This is a genomic window from Mesorhizobium sp. WSM2561, from assembly GCF_000513915.1.
GTDB lineage: Bacteria > Pseudomonadota > Alphaproteobacteria > Rhizobiales > Rhizobiaceae > Mesorhizobium > Mesorhizobium muleiense.
Genome location: NZ_AZUX01000020.1, coordinates 37435 through 53026 on the forward strand (window position 1 = coordinate 37435; position 15592 = coordinate 53026).

Genomic DNA, 15592 nt, shown 5'->3' on the forward strand with positions numbered 1-15592 from the left:
TTCTCAGAAGCGAAACTTGACATGCATGTACATTTTCGATAGCGTTCGCACTTGCCATCTCAGCCCGGAGTCCGTCAGATGTCGAGCGATCCCCTTCTGCAGCCGTACAAACTCAAGCATTTGACCCTGCGCAATCGCATCATCGTGACCTCCCACGAGCCGGCTTATCCGGAGGACGGGATGCCGAAGGAGCGCTATCTTGCCTACACGGTTGAAAGGGCGAAGGGCGGTGTGGCGATGACGATGACAGCCGGGTCCGCTGCGGTCTCGAAGGACAGCCCCCCGGTTTTCAACAACCTGCTCGCCTACAAGGACGAGATCGTGCCGTGGATCAGGCAGATGACAGATGCGGTGCACGAAGAGGGCGCCGCTATCATGATCCAGCTAACCCATCTTGGACGGCGTACACGCTGGGACAAAGGTGACTGGCTTCCCGTTGTGGCGCCGTCCCATCATCGTGAAGCCTCCCACCGCGCGTTTCCCAAGAAAATTGAAGACTGGGATATCGAGCGCATCATCAAGGACTTTGCGGATGCCGCTGAGCGGATGAAGGCGGGCGGGATGGATGGCGTCGAGTTGGAGGCTTACGGCCACCTGCTCGACCAGTTCACGTCTCCTCTCACGAACGAACTTGACGGCCCTTATGGCGGTTCGCTTGATAACCGCATGCGCTTCTGCATGGATGTCTTGAAGGCGATCCGGTCACGGGTCGGCGAGGACTTCATCCTGGGCGTGCGATATACTGCGGATGAACGTCTCGCCGGTGGCACTGGCAAGTCCGAGGGCATGGAAATCTCCAAGCGTCTCAAGGAAAGCGGACTGATCGATTACCTCAACGTGATCCGCGGGCACATCGATACCGATGCGGGCCTGACGGACGTCATTCCAATTCAGGGAATGGCGAATGCGCCGCATCTTGATTTTGCCGGCGAGATTCGTGCCGCGACCAACTTCCCAACTTTCCACGCAGCGAAAATACCGGATGTGGCGACTGCCCGCCACGCGATCGCATCGGGCAAGGTGGACATGATCGGCATGACGCGCGCGCATATGACCGACCCCCACATCGTGCGCAAGATCATCGAAAAGCGCGAAGACGAAATCAGGCCCTGCGTGGGCGCTAACTATTGCCTTGACCGTATCTATCAGGGCGGGGCGGCATACTGCATTCACAACGCCGCGACCGGCCGTGAGCTGACCATGCCGCATATTGTCGCCAAGGCCGACAGCCGCAAGAAGATTGTCGTCGTCGGTGCAGGTCCGGCTGGCCTCGAGGCCGCCCGCGTGGCGGGTGAGCGGGGACACGAGGTCGTGGTCTTCGAGGCCGCCAGCGACCCTGGAGGGCAGATCCGGCTGACAGCGCTGAGCCCGCGCCGCAAGGAGATGATGAGCATCATCGATTGGCGCATGGCCCAGTGCGAAAAACATGGAGTGACCATCAGGTTCAATGCCTGGGCGGAAGCCGAAACCATCGAGGCGGAAAATCCGGACGTTGTCATCGTCGCAACGGGCGGGGTGGCGCACACCGACGTCCTTTCCAAGGGCAACGAGTTCGTGGTGTCGTCTTGGGACATCATCTCCGGAGACGCAAAGCCGGGAACCAATGTCCTCATCTTCGACGACGCCGGTGACCACGCGGCACTCCAGGCCGCGGAATTCCTCGCCGGCGCCGGAGCGAAGGTTGAAATCATGACACCGGACCGGTCATTCTCACCCGAGGTCATGGCTATGAACCTCGTGCCCTACATGAGGTCTCTTCAAAAACTCGATGTGACCTTCACCGTTACCTATCGGCTCGAGTCAGTTGAAAAGAATGGCAATCAGCTCATTGCAAATGTCGGCAGTGACTACGGCGGCATATCCAAACAGCGCGTCGTGGATCAGGTTGTCGTCAATCACGGCACCATTCCGCTGGACGACATCTATTTCGAACTGAAACCGAAATCGACCAATCACGGAGAGATTTCGCAAGATGAGCTCATCGCCGGGCAACCACAGTCGGTGGTGCGGAATGCGCAGGGCCAATTCCAACTCTTTCGTATCGGCGACGCCGTTTCAGCTCGCAACACCCACGCCGCGATCTACGACGCCCTGCGACTGGCGAAAGATATCTAGCGTCCGGCAACGGACGATAGCGTCCGCTCACAACAAGGGCTCCGAGATGAACAGAAGTGAGGCCCTGCAATATTTTTTAGACACAGCGTTCGTGGCCTTCGACCAGTTCTCACACGACCTGCGATCGCGCAGATCGATCATCCAGCTCTTCGCCCCAATGTTCGCAGCCCATTGAGAAAGCTATCGGCAGATCAGGAAGCGGAGCTTCGCCGATCGCTTGAACCGTTGGGCGTTTAAGGCGCAGAGGCGAGGGCTTCGTGAGAATCGTTCATGTTGGTGCGAGTGGCGAAATCGGCAAGGCCGTGTCGGCCGAACTCGGCAGGCGCCACGATGTCATCGCTGTCGGCCGAAGCACCGGCGATTTCCAGGTCGATATCGACAATCCCTCGTCCATAAGTCGAATGTTCAGCCAGGTCGGCGAGTTCGATGCCCTGATATGCACAGCGGGCAGGGTTCATTTCGCCCCGCTCGCCGAGTTCACCATCGAGCAATATGCAATCGGCTTGCAAGGCAAACTCATGGGGCAGGTGAACCTTGTCAGACTTGGACTTGGATTCCTTCGTGAGGAAGGATCGTTCACGTTGACCTCTGGTAAGTCCGACAATGCTCGAGGAGTCTTCTCCACTCTACGGTCCCTACTTCCGAGGGTCGAAAGCCGTCGCAACGAACGACGTGGTGCTTGGTTACATCAAAAGTGTCGAAGGCAGGCAAACAGGATGCGTTTACCGGATTGGATGGTCACGAGACCGTTGACCCGAATGTGACGCGCATTGGTGGTCTCCATGCAATGGCAACGGTGCGTGATCTTTGCGAGGCACGTTCAATGCCCCACACTTGCGACGATGGGTGGGGCGGCGATATCCTCGCCGCTGCCTGTGTTCAAATCGGTGCGACGGTCAGTCCCCGCCTGAACGAGGGCGTCTGGATCGCGGCTCCGTATATCGAAGGCCACTATGACGAGAAGAACGGTGTGTCCGTTGAAGAGGGACACATCAGGCTTCCGAGCGGGCCTGGCCTGGGAGTTGTTCCGCAGGAATCCTGCTTTGGCTCTCCAGTGGCATCTTATGGTTGATAGATAGCGAACGCGGCATTTTCAGTCCAACGTCGGACAGGAATTACGCGAATGCCAGCCTACCGAGGGCACGTTTGCAGGGACTTGTCGAGCTTGCGCAGCGGGGCAATAGGATCATCAATGGCCGCGCAAAAATCATGGTTCAGACTTCCGCGCTTCTACCACATGAACAAGAAGGTGAAGAACTACGCTGTCCACCAGACTTTCGAGATGGATCTCCAGAACGTCTGGCTGGACGCCTGAGTTTTACGCCCAGGGGCGTCTGAGTTAACGCCCCCTTGGATTTCATGTGGCGGATTTCATGGGCCGCAAAAAAGCCGGGATGCAGGATTCGTGGTATTGAACGGGTTCAAACCACGAAAGCCTGGAGATTATCGGATGAGACTGATTGTGCTTGCCGCCGCTCTCTCGATCGCAGCGCCTGCGGCCGCCCTGGCCGGGCCGGCCTCCAATGCGGTGAAGTTCTTCTACATGCCCGAGGTCAAGTTCGAGGCCGACGCGAAATACCGCGACCGTTTCACCGAGCCGGTGACAAGGCTGTTCGACCTCAACGACCAGGCGCAGAAGAACAAGCCGGACGAGGTGCCTTGCATCGACTTCGCCCCCGGTCTCGACGCGCAGGACTTTGACGAGAAGACAGTCGCCAAGACGTTGAAGCTGTCCGAAGCAGTGGATGGCGACAGCGCCAACGTGACAGTGACCTTCAACCTTTTCCCGGAAGACGATGAATCCAAACGCGAAATGGTCTGGTCGCTGAAGAAGGTCGACGGCCAATGGAAGGTTGCCGACATCACCTCGAAGACCAGCGGCTGGACGCTGAGTGCGCTCGAATGCCTGGCTGGCCAGACTCCGGAGTGATGCCATGGCCCGCGCCCTGGCCCTGGCGACTGCGTGCCTGCTGGCCGCGGGTTTGAGCAGCACCGCAGGCCAGGGCCTGTTCAGCGCGCCGCCCGCAAATGCGCCGGCCGACAATGCGGCACCTGCAACTCCGGTGGCCGCGTCGCCGCCAGCAGAAAATGCACGGGCAGCTCCGGTGCGGCCAGGTTCGCCGACGGCGGTGGTGAAACCGTTTTACGAGCATGTCGGGCTCGAGCTCGATCCGGCTCAGCGCAGCCATTTCGTCGATCCCGCGAAGTCGGTGCTCGACAAAAACGATGCGCTGCGGAAATCGGGGCAGGGCGAATGCCTCGATCCCAACATGGCGCTCGACAATGCGGCGTACGACAGGGCCGAGATCGACAACAGCCTGAAGACTGTTGAAGCGGCCAAAGGCGATGAGGCCAAGGTCATCGTCGCCTTTGTCGTTGCCGGCAATCCGCACCGGCTGGAATGGAAGTTCAAAAAGGTCGACGGCGACTGGAAGATATCGGACCTTCTGTCGGTGACCGGCGAATGGGCGCTCAGCCAATATCAGTGTGAGTGAGATGGGACCGATGAAGGATGGGACATACAGCGTCGATCGCCTGATGGCGCTCGAAAACCAGAGTTGGCGTACCTGCTGTCCCGCCGAACATCTCGCAGCAGAATTCAGCCGCGTCCGCGATAGGGCGCAACACCGGTGTCGGGCAGCCATGCGCCTTCCGGCGGCGCGCCGGTCTGCCAGAACACATCGATCGGAATGCCGCCGCGCGGATACCAATAGCCGCCAATCCGCAACCACAGTGGTTTGGTCGCGGCGATGATGCGGCGGCCGATCATGACGGTGCACTCTTCATGGAAGGCGCCATGGTTGCGAAACGAGGTCATGAACAGCTTCAGCGACTTCGATTCCACCAGCAGCGTGTCGGGTGCATAGTCGATGACGATGTGGGCAAAGTCCGGCTGGCCGGTGACCGGACAGAGCGAGGTGAATTCCGGGCAGGTGAAGCGAACGATTGCCGGCGGCCCGTCGCCGCGCGAAAACGGCACGGTCTCCAGGACTGCTGCTTCAGGGTTCTGTGGCGCCTCGACGTTGGAGCCGAGCTGGGTAAGGTTTTTCGTATCGGTCATCGGCGGGTTCCTTACTGCATGTCGCCCAAAAGCCTGCCCACGGGCCCGACCCGAGGGTGCGCGGATTTGGGTACGACATGCGCAAAAACAAAAATTTGCCGCTCATTAGCACACTTTGAAACAGGAAGACGATGACCACCAGCGATCCGCTTCTCCAGCCCTACCAACTCAAACATTTGACGCTGAAGAATCGGATCATGTCGACCAGCCATGAGCCGGCCTTTTCCGAGGACGGCATGCCGAAAGAGCGTTACCGGCTCTACCACGCCGAAAAGGCCAAGGGCGGCATGGCGCTGACCATGACCGCCGGTTCGGCGATCGTCTCGCGCGACAGCCCGCCGCCTTCGGCAGGTTTATGACGACCGCATCGTGCCTTGGCTCACTGAACTCGCCGATGCCTGCCACGAGCATGACTGCAAGGTGATGATCCAGATCACCTATCTCGGTCGCCGTACCGGCTGGAACAAGGCCGACTGGCTGCCGGTGCTGTCCGCCTCGCCAGTGAACCGTGATTGCGGCAGGCCCTACTCAGAACATCCTGGCGGTGGCCATACAGAGTACGGTGATGATCAGCAGCCCACCAGCGATGCGTTCGCCTCGTGTCATCTTCGCGCGCAGCTGGGTTTCCGTCGCCGCATCAGTTCCGGCAAGCTGCCTGCTGGCTGAGCCGACGAGCGCGCCCTGGACGCCGGCGGCAATCAAGGCCGTCGCGATACCCAGGGCCAGAACCATTTCCATCGAACCGAAAGAGCCGCTGTGGAAGAAATACCAGAGCAGGGCGCCGGTCAGGAAAACCATGCCGGCCGCGTTCATTTGCGGCCGGAAAAACCGTTCGATCCGAATCTCCGGATCGCGGGCGACAGCGATGGTCGTTCCAGCCCAGAACACACCGGCCAATACGTGAAAGCCGAGGACGATGATGTAGACATACTGCATGACCGCGTTCCTCCTTTCCTACCGCCAACCATAAAGTTAGATATCAAATGATTAGATGTCAATGTAAAGTCAAAGGGCCAGTTCCATCGGCCTTTCCCTTACTCTAGTGTCGGATCATGACGCTTTTTGACCGCCCGCCAGTCGGGATGAATCTCGCCCGCACCGCAAAGCTTGTCGCCCAGGCCTTTGACGCCACGTTGGTCGAGGCGGGCGGCACGCTGCCGGTCTGGGTCACCCTGTTGTCGATCAAGTCGCGCGAACTGGCCAACCAGCGTGAGCTCGCCGGCATGATCGGAATCCAAGGCGCGACGCTGACCCACCACCTGAACGCGATGGAGACGCAAGGTTTGCTGACCCGGCGCCGCGATCCGGAAAACCGCCGCGTCCATCAGGTCGAGCTGACCGAAGCGGGAGAGGCGCTGTTCCTGAAATTACGCACGGCAGCCATTGCCTTCGACAAGCGGCTGCGGACCGGGTTGTCGGACGACAGGCTGGCGGAGTTCGCGGAAGTCTTGGCGACGCTGCGGGCGAATGTCGATTGATCCCAACTGCCGAACGCATTGTTCAGCGAGCCCAAGATGTAGCGGCAGCCAGCTACAGACCGGCCGTAACCCCATCAGGCCGCCATTTCCGAAGCGGCGTGTCAGGTTGGCGCCTTACGCCAGCCTTCCCTGCAACACCGTCAGCCTGGCTCTCTTCGGCGCCCGCGCGAGCAGCCATTCGCGTACCTGGTCCTGCGGCATCGGGAAGGCGATCGAGTAGCCCTGCACCTGGTCGCAGCCGATCGCCATCAGCGAATCGAGCTCAGCCTCGGTTTCGGCGCCCTCGGCGACGATCGAGATGCCAAGGCCGCGGGCGAGTTCGGTGATGGCACGCACGATCTTGGTGTTGTCGCCGTTCTCATTGATGTTCTGGACGAAGCGGCGATCGATCTTCAGCCTGTCGATCTCGTTCGGGTTGACGTGGCTGAGCGACGCGTAGCCGGTGCCGAAATCATCGAGTTCAAGATGGACGCCGGCGGCGCGGATGTGCCGCAGCTTTGCCGCGATGCCGGTCTTCTCGTCGTCGAGAATGACGGATTCGACGATCTCGAGCGACAGTTTTTGTGGCGGCAGCCCAGCCTTTTCCAGCGCACCGAAGAGGAAGGCGTCGAAATTGGCCTCACGCAATTCGGAGCCGGAGACGTTGACGGCGAGCCGTCCGAAGGCAATGCCGGCACGGTTCCACTCCGCCGCCTCGCCGATTGCCTTGGCGATGACGATGCGGCCGATCGCAGGCATGAGTCCGCATTTCTCGGCGATGGGAATGAACTCGCCCGGTGCGATCATGCCGCGCTCGGCATGTCTCCAGCGAACCAGCGCCTCGATGCCGCCGATCGTGCCGTTCGACAACGAAACCTGTGGCTGGAAATAGACCTGGAACGTCTTCTCCGCGATAGCGATCCTGATGTCATGCTCGAGCCGCTTGCGGTAGTCGAGTTCATGCCGCAACTCCTCGGAGAAGAATGAGAGACTGCCGCCACCCTGCTTCTTGGCGGCGTGGAGCGCGAGGTCGGCATGGACGAGCAGATCTTGCGCATTGTCGGCGTCGACCGGATAGACGGCGACGCCGGCGCTGGCGCCCGGAAGGATGGTCGCGCCCCGATAGACGATCGGTTCGTTGATCTGCGACAGGACGCGCCCGGCGACCGTGTTGATGTCCTCGGTGCCGCCGGCACCGTTGAGGATCATCACGAACTCGTCGCTGCCGAGACGCACGCAGAGATCCGACGCCCGGCAAGAATCACGCATGCGCTGCGCCGTCACCACCAGCACATAGTCGCCGGCGGCGTGGCCAAGCGTGTCGTTGATCTGCTTGAACCGGTCGAGGTCGAGGTGGACCGCCGCAAGCCGCTCTCGCCGGCGCTGCGCGCCCTTGATCAGCGTATCGAAATGGTCGGTCAGGAAGGTGCGGTTGTGCAGGCCGGTAAGGCCGTCATGCACGGCGATGAAGGCCATGGAATTGCGGGTATCGATCAGTTCACGCGTCTTGCGCAGGATGGCGTTCGACATCGGCCTGAAGATGAAAAGTGCCACCAGCACGATGACGCCGAGGGTGGAGTAGAACAGCGTTCGATGGAGATCGAGAAGGCTCTCCGATCGCGCGTCGGCTTGGGCGCTGATGCGCTGGCCGAGTGCCGCATAGCCCGACAGGGCCGCATTGGGGACGGAAGCGTCGAGGTTGACGCGTTCGCCGCCACCCTTGTAGCCGCCATTGTCGGCCATGCCGAGTTGCGATTCAAACGCCGAAACCAGGCGTTCGCCGTTGGCGATAAGCCCGACCGAGAAGTAATCGAGATGAAACGGCTTGGCAAAAAGGACGTTCTCGACTGATTTTGGATCGAGCCTTGCCGGCGACGCCGGGTCGGCGACCACACGCTCGAGCAGAAGGTCGTAGTTCCTCTCGAAGTCGGCCGTGGCCTGTTTGAATGCGGTGACCAGAGCCGGTTGTTGGTTGCGCGTAGCTGCTCCTGCCGCGTTGGCAAGGAAGACAATGCGTTGCGACAGCACCTTTTGCATGCCGACAATATCGAGCAGCGTGTCGTCGTGCCGATGGCCAGCCATCATCTGCTGGAGAAGGATGAAGGAGGCCATCACCATGGCTGCAATGATCAGCAGCGCCAGCCAATAGCCTGCCTTGATCAGCAGTATGAGCTTGCCCGAAATGGTTTGCATCGGTTGCTGCGACATTTTCTGGGGCGGTCCCTCTCGCCGACAGATTGTTGGGTATGAGAACCATTGGCTTGAAAGGTTAACAGCTCCGGAAGCCGACAGAGCAGCAGCGGTGGAAAGCTCGCAAAATGGTTATCGCCTTCTTTCGCGCCGCAGCTGCATTTGAACATCTGCCATTTGGCGGCATTCTGGGGCGGCATTCTGGCCACTGACCGTCGGGTCACCGAAGCCGTCGCTTTTGCGGTGGATTTTTCGCCCGCGCGGGGCGACAGTCCATTGAATCTCAACAGGGCCAGATCATGAGCGCGGCATTCCTCTCCCATATCGACAGCGAGCTTCAAGGGCTGAAATCGGCCGGCCTCTACAAATCCGAGCGGGTGATCACCTCGACGCAATCGGCTAAGATCGAGGTGGGCGGCGAGAGGGTGCTGAATTTCTGCGCCAACAATTATCTTGGCCTCGCAGATAGCGCCGACTTGCGCGATGCGGCCAAGCAGGCACTCGACCGCTATGGTTATGGCATGGCGTCGGTGCGTTTCATCTGCGGCACGCAGGAAGAGCACAAGCAGCTCGAGGCGACGATTTCTGGCTTTCTCGGCATGGAGGACACGATCCTCTATGGCTCCTGCTTCGATGCTAATGGCGGCCTGTTCGAGACGCTGCTTTCCGAGGAGGATGCGGTCATTTCCGACGCGCTGAACCATGCCTCGATCATCGACGGCGTGCGGCTGTCGAAGGCAAAGCGTTTCCGTTACGCCAACAACGACATGGCCGATCTGGAAGCGCGGCTGAAGGAGGCAATGGATTGCCGTTTTCGGCTGATCGCCACCGATGGTGTATTTTCCATGGACGGCATCATCGCCAATCTGAAGGGCGTCTGCGATCTCGCCGACAAGTACGATGCAATGGTGATGGTCGACGACAGCCATGCAGTCGGCTTCGTCGGCAAGAACGGGCGCGGCTCGGCCGAGCATTGCGGCGTCGAGGGCAGGGTGGACATCATCACCGGCACGCTCGGCAAGGCATTGGGCGGCGCGTCGGGCGGCTACACATCGGGCAAGAGCCAGGTGGTCGACTGGCTGCGCCAGCGCTCGCGTCCCTATCTGTTTTCCAACACGCTGATGCCGGCGATCGCCGGCGCATCGATCCGGGTTTTCGAACTGATCAAAAATGGCGATGCGCTGCGTCAGCGCCTGTATGCCAATGCGGCGCGGTTCCGGTCTGAAATGGGTAAGCTCGGCTTTACGCTGACCGGCGCCGATCATCCGATCGTTCCGGTCATGCTCAGCGATGCGACGCTGGCGCAGGAGATGGCGGCGCGCATGCTGCAGCGCGGCATCTATGTTATCGGCTTCTCGTTTCCGGTGGTACCGAAGGGCCAGGCGCGCATCCGCACGCAAATGTCGGCCGCCCATTCCAGCGCCGACATCGACCGTGCGGTCGAGGCGTTCGGCGCGGTCGGGCGCGAACTTGGTGTGATTTCCTGAACGGCCGGAACCGAAAAGAGATTCCGGATCAAGAGTTTCAAGGGACAAAAGAATGTCGAACATGATGAAGGCGCTGGTCAAGGCCAAGGCCGAGCCGGGCATCTGGATGGAAGAAGTGCCGGTGCCGGAAATCGGCCCGAACGACGTTCTGATCAAGATCAAGAAGACCGCGATCTGCGGTACCGACGTCCACATCTACAATTGGGACCAGTGGGCGCAGAAGACCGTGCCGGTGCCGATGGTGACCGGCCACGAATTCGTCGGCACAGTCGCCGACTTCGGCGCGGCGGTCACCGAATACAAGATCGGCCAGCGTGTTTCGGGCGAAGGCCACATCGTCTGCGGCCATTGCCGCAATTGCCGGGCGGGCAGGGGGCATCTGTGCCGCAACACGCTCGGCGTCGGCGTCAACCGGCCAGGCGCCTTCGGTGAATATCTGGCGATCCCGCAGCACAACGTCGTGCCGATCCCCGACGATGTGCCCGACGAGATCGCCGCAATCTTCGATCCCCTGGGCAATGCGGTCCACACCGCACTGTCCTTTGATCTGGTCGGCGAGGACGTGCTGGTCACCGGCGCCGGGCCGATCGGCATCATGGGTGCGCTGGTGGCGCAGTGCGTCGGCGCGCGAAAGGTGGTCATCACCGACATCAACCCGGTGCGGCTGGCGCTGGCGAAAAAACTCGGCGTCCAGCATGTGGTCGACGCGTCGAAGGAAAAGCTGCGCGATATCATGCCGGCGCTCGGCATGACCGAAGGTTTTGACGTCGGCCTCGAAATGTCGGGTGCGGCACCCGCCTTCCGCGACATGATCGACACCATGAACAATGGCGGCAAGATCGCCATTTTGGGCATCGCGCCGACCGGCTTCGAGATCGACTGGAACAAGGTCATCTTCAAGATGCTGCATCTCAAGGGCATTTACGGCCGCGAAATGTTCGAGACCTGGTACAAGATGATCGCGCTGGTGCAGGGTCCGCTCGATGTCGGCGGCCTGATCACGCACCGCATCGGTGTGGATGACTTCCAGGCCGGCTTCGAGGCGATGAAGAGCGGCAATTCCGGCAAGGTGGTGATGGACTGGTGAGTGTTGGCCGGGTGCCGTTCCGGAAACGTTGGAGGGGTGGGAAGGATCGCTGCGTAGCAGTTTCATAGCTGCGTCGTTGATCTATCCAATGCCCCCTTAAGTGCCGCCATCCCATCCGTGACCGCCGCTCGCTCGCTCGCGTTCAGCCTTCCCAGCAAGTCCCGCTCGAACGCTTTTGCCAACGGCACCATCTCGCGATAGGCGGCAAGGCCCGCGTTGGTCAGCGTCAGATGCTCGACACGGCGGTCTTTTTCATCAGGTTTTCGCGTCAGCCAGCGGCGTCGTTCGAGCTCGGCGACGGCGCGCGAAACCTTGGTCTTGTGCATGGCCGACTGTTCGCCGAGCGCTGTTGCCGTCATCGTGCCGTGCTGGCCGAGACCGGCCAGCGTGCGCCATTCGGGCCGCGTCAGGCCGTGGCGGTCCTTGTAAACCTTGGAAAATTCGCGGCTGACAGCATCGGCAAGGCGATAGAGCCGGTAGGGCAGGAAGCTTTCAAGTTCGAGGGTGTCAGCCTCCATGGTCTGCTCCATCACGATTGATAGTTACATTTTCGATGGTTACAAATGAAACCAATTTGGTCAATCCAGGGAGGATGCCATGGCCTTTTCCTACATGCCGGGGTTCGGCAACGACTTCGAAACCGAGACTTTGCCCGGTTCGCTGCCGCAAGGGCGGAATTCGCCGCAGCGGCCGGCCTACGGCCTTTATGCCGAGCAGCTTTCGGGCTCGCCCTTCACCGCGCCACGCGGCACCAATGAGCGTTCCTGGCTTTATCGCATCAGGCCGAGCGTCAGGCACACCGGCCGCTTCAAGGTGGCGGATTATCCGCTGTGGAAAAGCGCGCCGAATGTCGGCGATCACGAACTGGCGCTTGGCCAGTACCGCTGGAACCCGGTGCCGATGCCGAAGGAACCCACCGACTTCATTGCCGGCATGCGCTCGATCACCACCGCCGGCGACGTGCTCGGCCAGACCGGCATGGCCGCCCATGTCTATGTCGCCAACCGATCGATGGCCGACGACCATTTCTTCAACGCCGACGGCGAGTTGCTTATCGTGCCGCAAGTGGGGGCGCTGCGCTTCGTCACCGAGATGGGCGTCATTCAATTGCGACCGGGCGAGATCGCCGTGCTGCCGCGCGGCCTCGTGTTCAAGGTCGAACTGGTCGATGAAACAGTGCGCGGCTATGTCTGCGAGAACTACGGCGCCAAGCTGACGCTGCCGGATCGTGGCCCGATCGGCGCCAATTGCCTGGCCAATCCGCGCGATTTCAAGACGCCCTGCGCCTGGTTCGAGGACAAGGAGGCGCCGTGCCGGCTGATCGTGAAATGGTGCGGCCAGTTCCATGTCACCGAACTCGATCATTCGCCGCTGGATGTGGTGGCGTGGCACGGCAATTACTCGCCCTACAAATATGATCTTGCAACGTTTTCGCCGGTCGGCGCGATCTTGTTCGACCATCCCGATCCGTCGATCTTCACGGTGCTGACCGCGCCGAGCGGCGAAGAGGGCACCGCCAACATCGACTTCGTCCTCTTCCCGCCGCGCTGGCTGGTGGCCGAAAACACGTTTCGCCCGCCCTGGTATCACCGCAATATCATGAGCGAGTTCATGGGCCTGATCCACGGCCAGTACGACGCCAAGGAAGAGGGTTTCGTTCCCGGTGGCATCAGCCTGCACAATCTGATGCTGGCCCACGGGCCTGACGCGTCTGGCTTCGAAAAGGCCTCGCGCGCCGAGCTGAAACCGGTCAAGCTCGACAACACCATGGCCTTCATGTTCGAGACGCGATTCCCACAGATGCTGACCCGCTACGCCGCCGAGGTTGAAACCCGGCAGGACAATTACATCGACTGCTGGGCCGATCTGAAGAAGCGCTTCAACGGCACGCCCGAGGGCGACTGGTCTTGAGCGCTGATCCAATGCGGGATCGGCTGGTGCTGCTGGGCTCGAAGGGCGGCCCGGCGCTCCGGCCGGGCGGTCCGTGGCCGAGTTCGTCGCTGCTGAAATTCGGCGGACGTACCATCGTCGTGGATTGCGGGCTTGGCGTGACGCACGGGCTGGCCGAGACCGGCATCAGCCTGAAGTCGCTCGACCTGGTCTTCATCACGCATCTGCATTCCGACCATGTGCTGGAACTCGGTCCGCTGATCCACACCGCCTGGACGGCGGGTCTGGCGACACCGGTCACCGTGTTCGGCCCGCCCGGCACCGGCCATTACTGGCAGCGCTTTTGCCAGGCGATGGAATTCGACATCGAGATACGCATAGTCGACGAAGGCCGGCCTGATATCGCAGATTTGGTTTCGATCTTCGAGTTCGGCGAAGGCCGGGTGATGGAGGAGCGCGGCCTGAAGGTTTTGGCGCTACGCGTCGACCATCCGCCGGTGAACGACTGCTTTGCGCTGCGCTTCGAGCATGCCGGACAGAGCGTGGTGTTTTCCGCCGATACGGCGTTCTTTCCGCCATTGGCGGATTTCGCCAAAGGCGCCGACATTCTCGTCCATGAAGCCATGCTGGAAGACGGCATCGAGCGGCTCGTCGCGAAAACCGGCAATGGCGCGCGGCTGAGGGAGCATCTGCTCGCCAGCCATAGTTTTGCTGAGGAGGCGGGGCGCATCGCCAGTGACGCAGGAGCCAAAAGACTGGTGCTCAACCACCTCATCCCGGCCGATGATCCCGAGATCGGCGAGGCCGATTGGATCGCCGCCGTCAGGAAAACATGGGCCGGAGACTTGACGATTGCCCACGACGGCCTTGTTGTGGGACTGGAGCATGATCCCGAACCGAAGGACCGCGTTAGCGAAAAGTGAGAACGGTTTTCGGAAGAGATCATGCGTATAACAAAATTCAAAGCGGCACCAAAGCCGCATCAGGAGAGGAAACCGCATGAAGCTTGCCACATTGAAGGACGGGACGCGCGACGGAAGGCTGGTCGTCGTCTCGCGCGACCTGACGCGGTTCACCGATGCCTCGTTTCTGGTGCCGACGCTGCAGGCGGCGCTCGACGACTGGAGCCGGATTGCGCCGCATCTGGCGACAATAGCGGAATCGCTGGAGAACAATGCGGTCCCGTCAGCGCGCTTTCACGAGCATGATGCCCATTCGCCGTTGCCGCGCGCCTACCAGTGGGCCGATGGCTCGGCCTATGTGAATCATGTCGAACTGGTGCGGAAGGCGCGCGGCGCCGAGATGCCGGCAAGCTTCTGGACCGATCCGCTGATCTACCAGGGTGGTTCGGACAGTTTCATCGCGCCGCGTGATCCGATCCGCACGGTCGACGAGGCTCTTGGCGTCGACATGGAAGGGGAAGTCGCTGTCGTCGTCGACGATGTGCCGATAGGCGCAAGCCTCGATGCGGCAAGAGCCGCGATCCGGCTGGTCATGCTGGTCAATGACGTCACGCTGCGCTCCCTCACCGCGCCAGAGCTTGCCAAGGGCTTCGGCTTCTTCCAATCAAAGCCGTCCTCGGCGTTTTCGCCCGTCGCGGTGACGCCGGACGAACTTGGCGAGGCCTGGGATGGCGGCAAGGTCAACCTGCCGCTGCTGGTCGATCTCAACGGCAAGCCGTTCGGCCGCGCCAACGCCGGCGTGGACATGACCTTCGATTTTCCGGCGCTGATTGTGCATGCCGCGAAAACCCGGCCGCTGGCCGCCGGCACCATCATCGGTTCGGGCACGGTTTCCAACAAGCTTGACGGCGGCCCTGGCAAGCCTGTCTCGGCGGGCGGCGCCGGCTATTCCTGCATTGCCGAGTTGCGCATGATCGAGACGATCGAGGCCGGCGAAACGACGACCCCGTTCCTGCGCCTTGGCGATACGGTACGCATAGAGATGAAGGACAGGATCGGACATTCGATTTTTGGTGCGATCGAGCAGAAGGTCGAGAAATACGGAGAATGACAGGCGAGACGGTCTATCTTCTGTGCGGTGTCTGGGCTCTTGTCATGCTGGCGATCTTCATCCAGGCGATCCGGCTGAGCTATAGGATCGAGGCGCGTTCGCCCGGGCTTACCAACCGCAGCGGCTTTCCGCGCAACGCGATGATGTTCCACACCGTGACCAACACGAACGTGGCGCGGGACGAGGAGACGCAAGCCATGCGCCGGCGCATGAACCGTCTGCTGCTGATCGTTCTCGCCGGATTTGCGCTTCTGTGGGCGGGCGTGTCCTTGGTCCAGTCAGCGGAGTGAAG

17 protein-coding genes and 1 pseudogene are annotated in these 15592 nt (G+C 61.0%); 13 read left to right on the forward strand and 5 right to left on the reverse strand.

Going from position 1 to position 15592, the window contains the following annotated elements; all coding sequences use genetic code 11:
- Nucleotides 1-78: 78 nt before the first annotated feature.
- Nucleotides 79-2115, forward strand: a complete 2037-nt coding sequence (locus M727_RS0118195) for an NADH:flavin oxidoreductase (RefSeq protein WP_027153880.1) — start codon at nt 79-81, stop codon at nt 2113-2115.
- Nucleotides 2116-2348: 233 nt separating this feature from the next.
- Here the strand turns inward: M727_RS0118195 and M727_RS41545 are convergent, their stop codons facing one another.
- Nucleotides 2349-2606, reverse strand: coding sequence for a hypothetical protein (locus M727_RS41545; RefSeq protein WP_027153881.1), 258 nt, complete (start codon nt 2604-2606; stop codon nt 2349-2351).
- Between the two features lie 188 nt (nt 2607-2794).
- On the opposite strand from M727_RS41545, the gene M727_RS40120 reads away from it, so the two are divergent.
- The 4 genes from M727_RS40120 to M727_RS0118215 all read left to right on the forward strand — a co-directional run bounded on the left by M727_RS40120 (nt 2795) and on the right by M727_RS0118215 (nt 4610).
- A complete protein-coding gene (locus M727_RS40120; RefSeq protein WP_084646783.1) occupies nt 2795-3187 on the forward strand; it encodes an enolase C-terminal domain-like protein in 393 nt (130 codons plus the stop codon).
- Nucleotides 3188-3307: 120 nt separating this feature from the next.
- The gene (locus M727_RS43795; RefSeq protein WP_280944171.1) at nt 3308-3430 is read left to right on the forward strand and encodes a hypothetical protein; all 123 of its coding nucleotides are present in this window, start codon (nt 3308-3310) and stop codon (nt 3428-3430) included.
- Nucleotides 3431-3565: 135 nt separating this feature from the next.
- On the forward strand, nt 3566-4045 hold the full coding sequence (locus M727_RS0118210; protein ID WP_027153882.1) for a DUF3828 domain-containing protein: 480 nt from the start codon (nt 3566-3568) through the stop codon (nt 4043-4045).
- 4 nt (nt 4046-4049) lie between these two features.
- Nucleotides 4050-4610, forward strand: coding sequence for a hypothetical protein (locus M727_RS0118215; RefSeq protein WP_027153883.1), 561 nt, complete (start codon nt 4050-4052; stop codon nt 4608-4610).
- A 104-nt stretch (nt 4611-4714) separates the two neighbouring features.
- On the opposite strand, the gene queF is transcribed toward M727_RS0118215, so the two are convergent.
- Nucleotides 4715-5176 (reverse strand): preQ(1) synthase, encoded by a 462-nt coding sequence (queF, locus tag M727_RS0118220; protein WP_027153884.1) that lies wholly within the window; start codon nt 5174-5176, stop codon nt 4715-4717.
- Nucleotides 5177-5307: 131 nt separating this feature from the next.
- On the opposite strand from queF, the pseudogene M727_RS40125 reads away from it, so the two are divergent.
- A pseudogene (locus tag M727_RS40125) lies at nt 5308-5680 on the forward strand (N-methylproline demethylase); the annotation flags it as partial.
- A gap of 24 nt (nt 5681-5704) precedes the next feature.
- Here M727_RS40125 and M727_RS0118230 read toward each other — a convergent pair.
- Complete coding sequence (locus tag M727_RS0118230; RefSeq protein WP_027153886.1) at nt 5705-6112, reverse strand: hypothetical protein; 408 nt, start codon at nt 6110-6112, stop codon at nt 5705-5707.
- Nucleotides 6113-6228: 116 nt separating this feature from the next.
- On the opposite strand from M727_RS0118230, the gene M727_RS0118235 reads away from it, so the two are divergent.
- Nucleotides 6229-6654, forward strand: coding sequence for a MarR family transcriptional regulator (locus tag M727_RS0118235; protein WP_027153887.1), 426 nt, complete (start codon nt 6229-6231; stop codon nt 6652-6654).
- A gap of 114 nt (nt 6655-6768) precedes the next feature.
- Here the strand turns inward: M727_RS0118235 and M727_RS0118240 are convergent, their stop codons facing one another.
- Nucleotides 6769-8841 (reverse strand): EAL domain-containing protein, encoded by a 2073-nt coding sequence (locus M727_RS0118240; RefSeq protein ID WP_027153888.1) that lies wholly within the window; start codon nt 8839-8841, stop codon nt 6769-6771.
- 281 nt (nt 8842-9122) lie between these two features.
- Here M727_RS0118240 and M727_RS0118245 point away from each other — a divergent pair, with 281 nt between their 5' ends.
- Nucleotides 9123-10310, forward strand: a complete 1188-nt coding sequence (locus M727_RS0118245; RefSeq protein ID WP_027153889.1) for a glycine C-acetyltransferase — start codon at nt 9123-9125, stop codon at nt 10308-10310.
- Nucleotides 10311-10362: 52 nt separating this feature from the next.
- Nucleotides 10363-11397, forward strand: a complete 1035-nt coding sequence (gene tdh / locus M727_RS0118250) for an L-threonine 3-dehydrogenase (protein ID WP_027153890.1) — start codon at nt 10363-10365, stop codon at nt 11395-11397.
- Nucleotides 11398-11459: 62 nt separating this feature from the next.
- On the opposite strand, the gene M727_RS0118255 is transcribed toward tdh, so the two are convergent.
- Nucleotides 11460-11915 carry a MarR family transcriptional regulator gene (locus tag M727_RS0118255; protein ID WP_027153891.1) on the reverse strand — a complete coding sequence of 152 codons (456 nt, stop codon included), beginning with the start codon at nt 11913-11915 and terminating at the stop codon, nt 11460-11462.
- A gap of 79 nt (nt 11916-11994) precedes the next feature.
- Between M727_RS0118255 and hmgA the strand changes: the two genes are divergently transcribed.
- The 4 genes from hmgA to M727_RS0118275 all read left to right on the forward strand — a co-directional run bounded on the left by hmgA (nt 11995) and on the right by M727_RS0118275 (nt 15590).
- On the forward strand, nt 11995-13308 hold the full coding sequence (gene hmgA, locus M727_RS0118260; protein ID WP_027153892.1) for a homogentisate 1,2-dioxygenase: 1314 nt from the start codon (nt 11995-11997) through the stop codon (nt 13306-13308).
- On the forward strand, nt 13305-14210 hold the full coding sequence (locus M727_RS36685; protein WP_084646784.1) for an MBL fold metallo-hydrolase: 906 nt from the start codon (nt 13305-13307) through the stop codon (nt 14208-14210). Before hmgA ends, M727_RS36685 begins: the two co-directional genes overlap by 4 nt.
- Nucleotides 14211-14286: 76 nt before the next feature.
- Nucleotides 14287-15300, forward strand: a complete 1014-nt coding sequence (locus M727_RS0118270) for a fumarylacetoacetate hydrolase family protein (RefSeq protein WP_027153893.1) — start codon at nt 14287-14289, stop codon at nt 15298-15300.
- Nucleotides 15297-15590, forward strand: a complete 294-nt coding sequence (locus tag M727_RS0118275) for a hypothetical protein (protein WP_027153894.1) — start codon at nt 15297-15299, stop codon at nt 15588-15590. The genes M727_RS0118270 and M727_RS0118275 overlap by 4 nt, the downstream gene beginning before the upstream one ends.
- The last annotated feature ends 2 nt before the right edge of the window (nt 15591-15592 follow it).

Excerpts from the sequence above, each read along its gene's own strand:
- M727_RS0118195 (WP_027153880.1), top strand. The coding sequence starts at position 79 with ATGTCGAGCGATCCCCTTCTGCAGCCGTACAAACTCAAGCATTTGACC.
- M727_RS43795 (WP_280944171.1), top strand. The coding sequence starts at position 3,308 with ATGGCCGCGCAAAAATCATGGTTCAGACTTCCGCGCTTCTACCACATG.
- M727_RS0118210 (WP_027153882.1), top strand. The coding sequence starts at position 3,566 with ATGAGACTGATTGTGCTTGCCGCCGCTCTCTCGATCGCAGCGCCTGCG.
- M727_RS0118215 (WP_027153883.1), top strand. The coding sequence starts at position 4,050 with ATGGCCCGCGCCCTGGCCCTGGCGACTGCGTGCCTGCTGGCCGCGGGT.
- queF (WP_027153884.1), bottom strand. The coding sequence starts at position 5,176 with ATGACCGATACGAAAAACCTTACCCAGCTCGGCTCCAACGTCGAGGCG.
- M727_RS0118230 (WP_027153886.1), bottom strand. The coding sequence starts at position 6,112 with ATGCAGTATGTCTACATCATCGTCCTCGGCTTTCACGTATTGGCCGGT.
- M727_RS0118235 (WP_027153887.1), top strand. The coding sequence starts at position 6,229 with ATGACGCTTTTTGACCGCCCGCCAGTCGGGATGAATCTCGCCCGCACC.
- M727_RS0118240 (WP_027153888.1), bottom strand. The coding sequence starts at position 8,841 with ATGTCGCAGCAACCGATGCAAACCATTTCGGGCAAGCTCATACTGCTG.
- M727_RS0118245 (WP_027153889.1), top strand. The coding sequence starts at position 9,123 with ATGAGCGCGGCATTCCTCTCCCATATCGACAGCGAGCTTCAAGGGCTG.
- tdh (WP_027153890.1), top strand. The coding sequence starts at position 10,363 with ATGTCGAACATGATGAAGGCGCTGGTCAAGGCCAAGGCCGAGCCGGGC.
- M727_RS0118255 (WP_027153891.1), bottom strand. The coding sequence starts at position 11,915 with ATGGAGGCTGACACCCTCGAACTTGAAAGCTTCCTGCCCTACCGGCTC.
- hmgA (WP_027153892.1), top strand. The coding sequence starts at position 11,995 with ATGGCCTTTTCCTACATGCCGGGGTTCGGCAACGACTTCGAAACCGAG.
- M727_RS0118270 (WP_027153893.1), top strand. The coding sequence starts at position 14,287 with ATGAAGCTTGCCACATTGAAGGACGGGACGCGCGACGGAAGGCTGGTC.
- M727_RS0118275 (WP_027153894.1), top strand. The coding sequence starts at position 15,297 with ATGACAGGCGAGACGGTCTATCTTCTGTGCGGTGTCTGGGCTCTTGTC.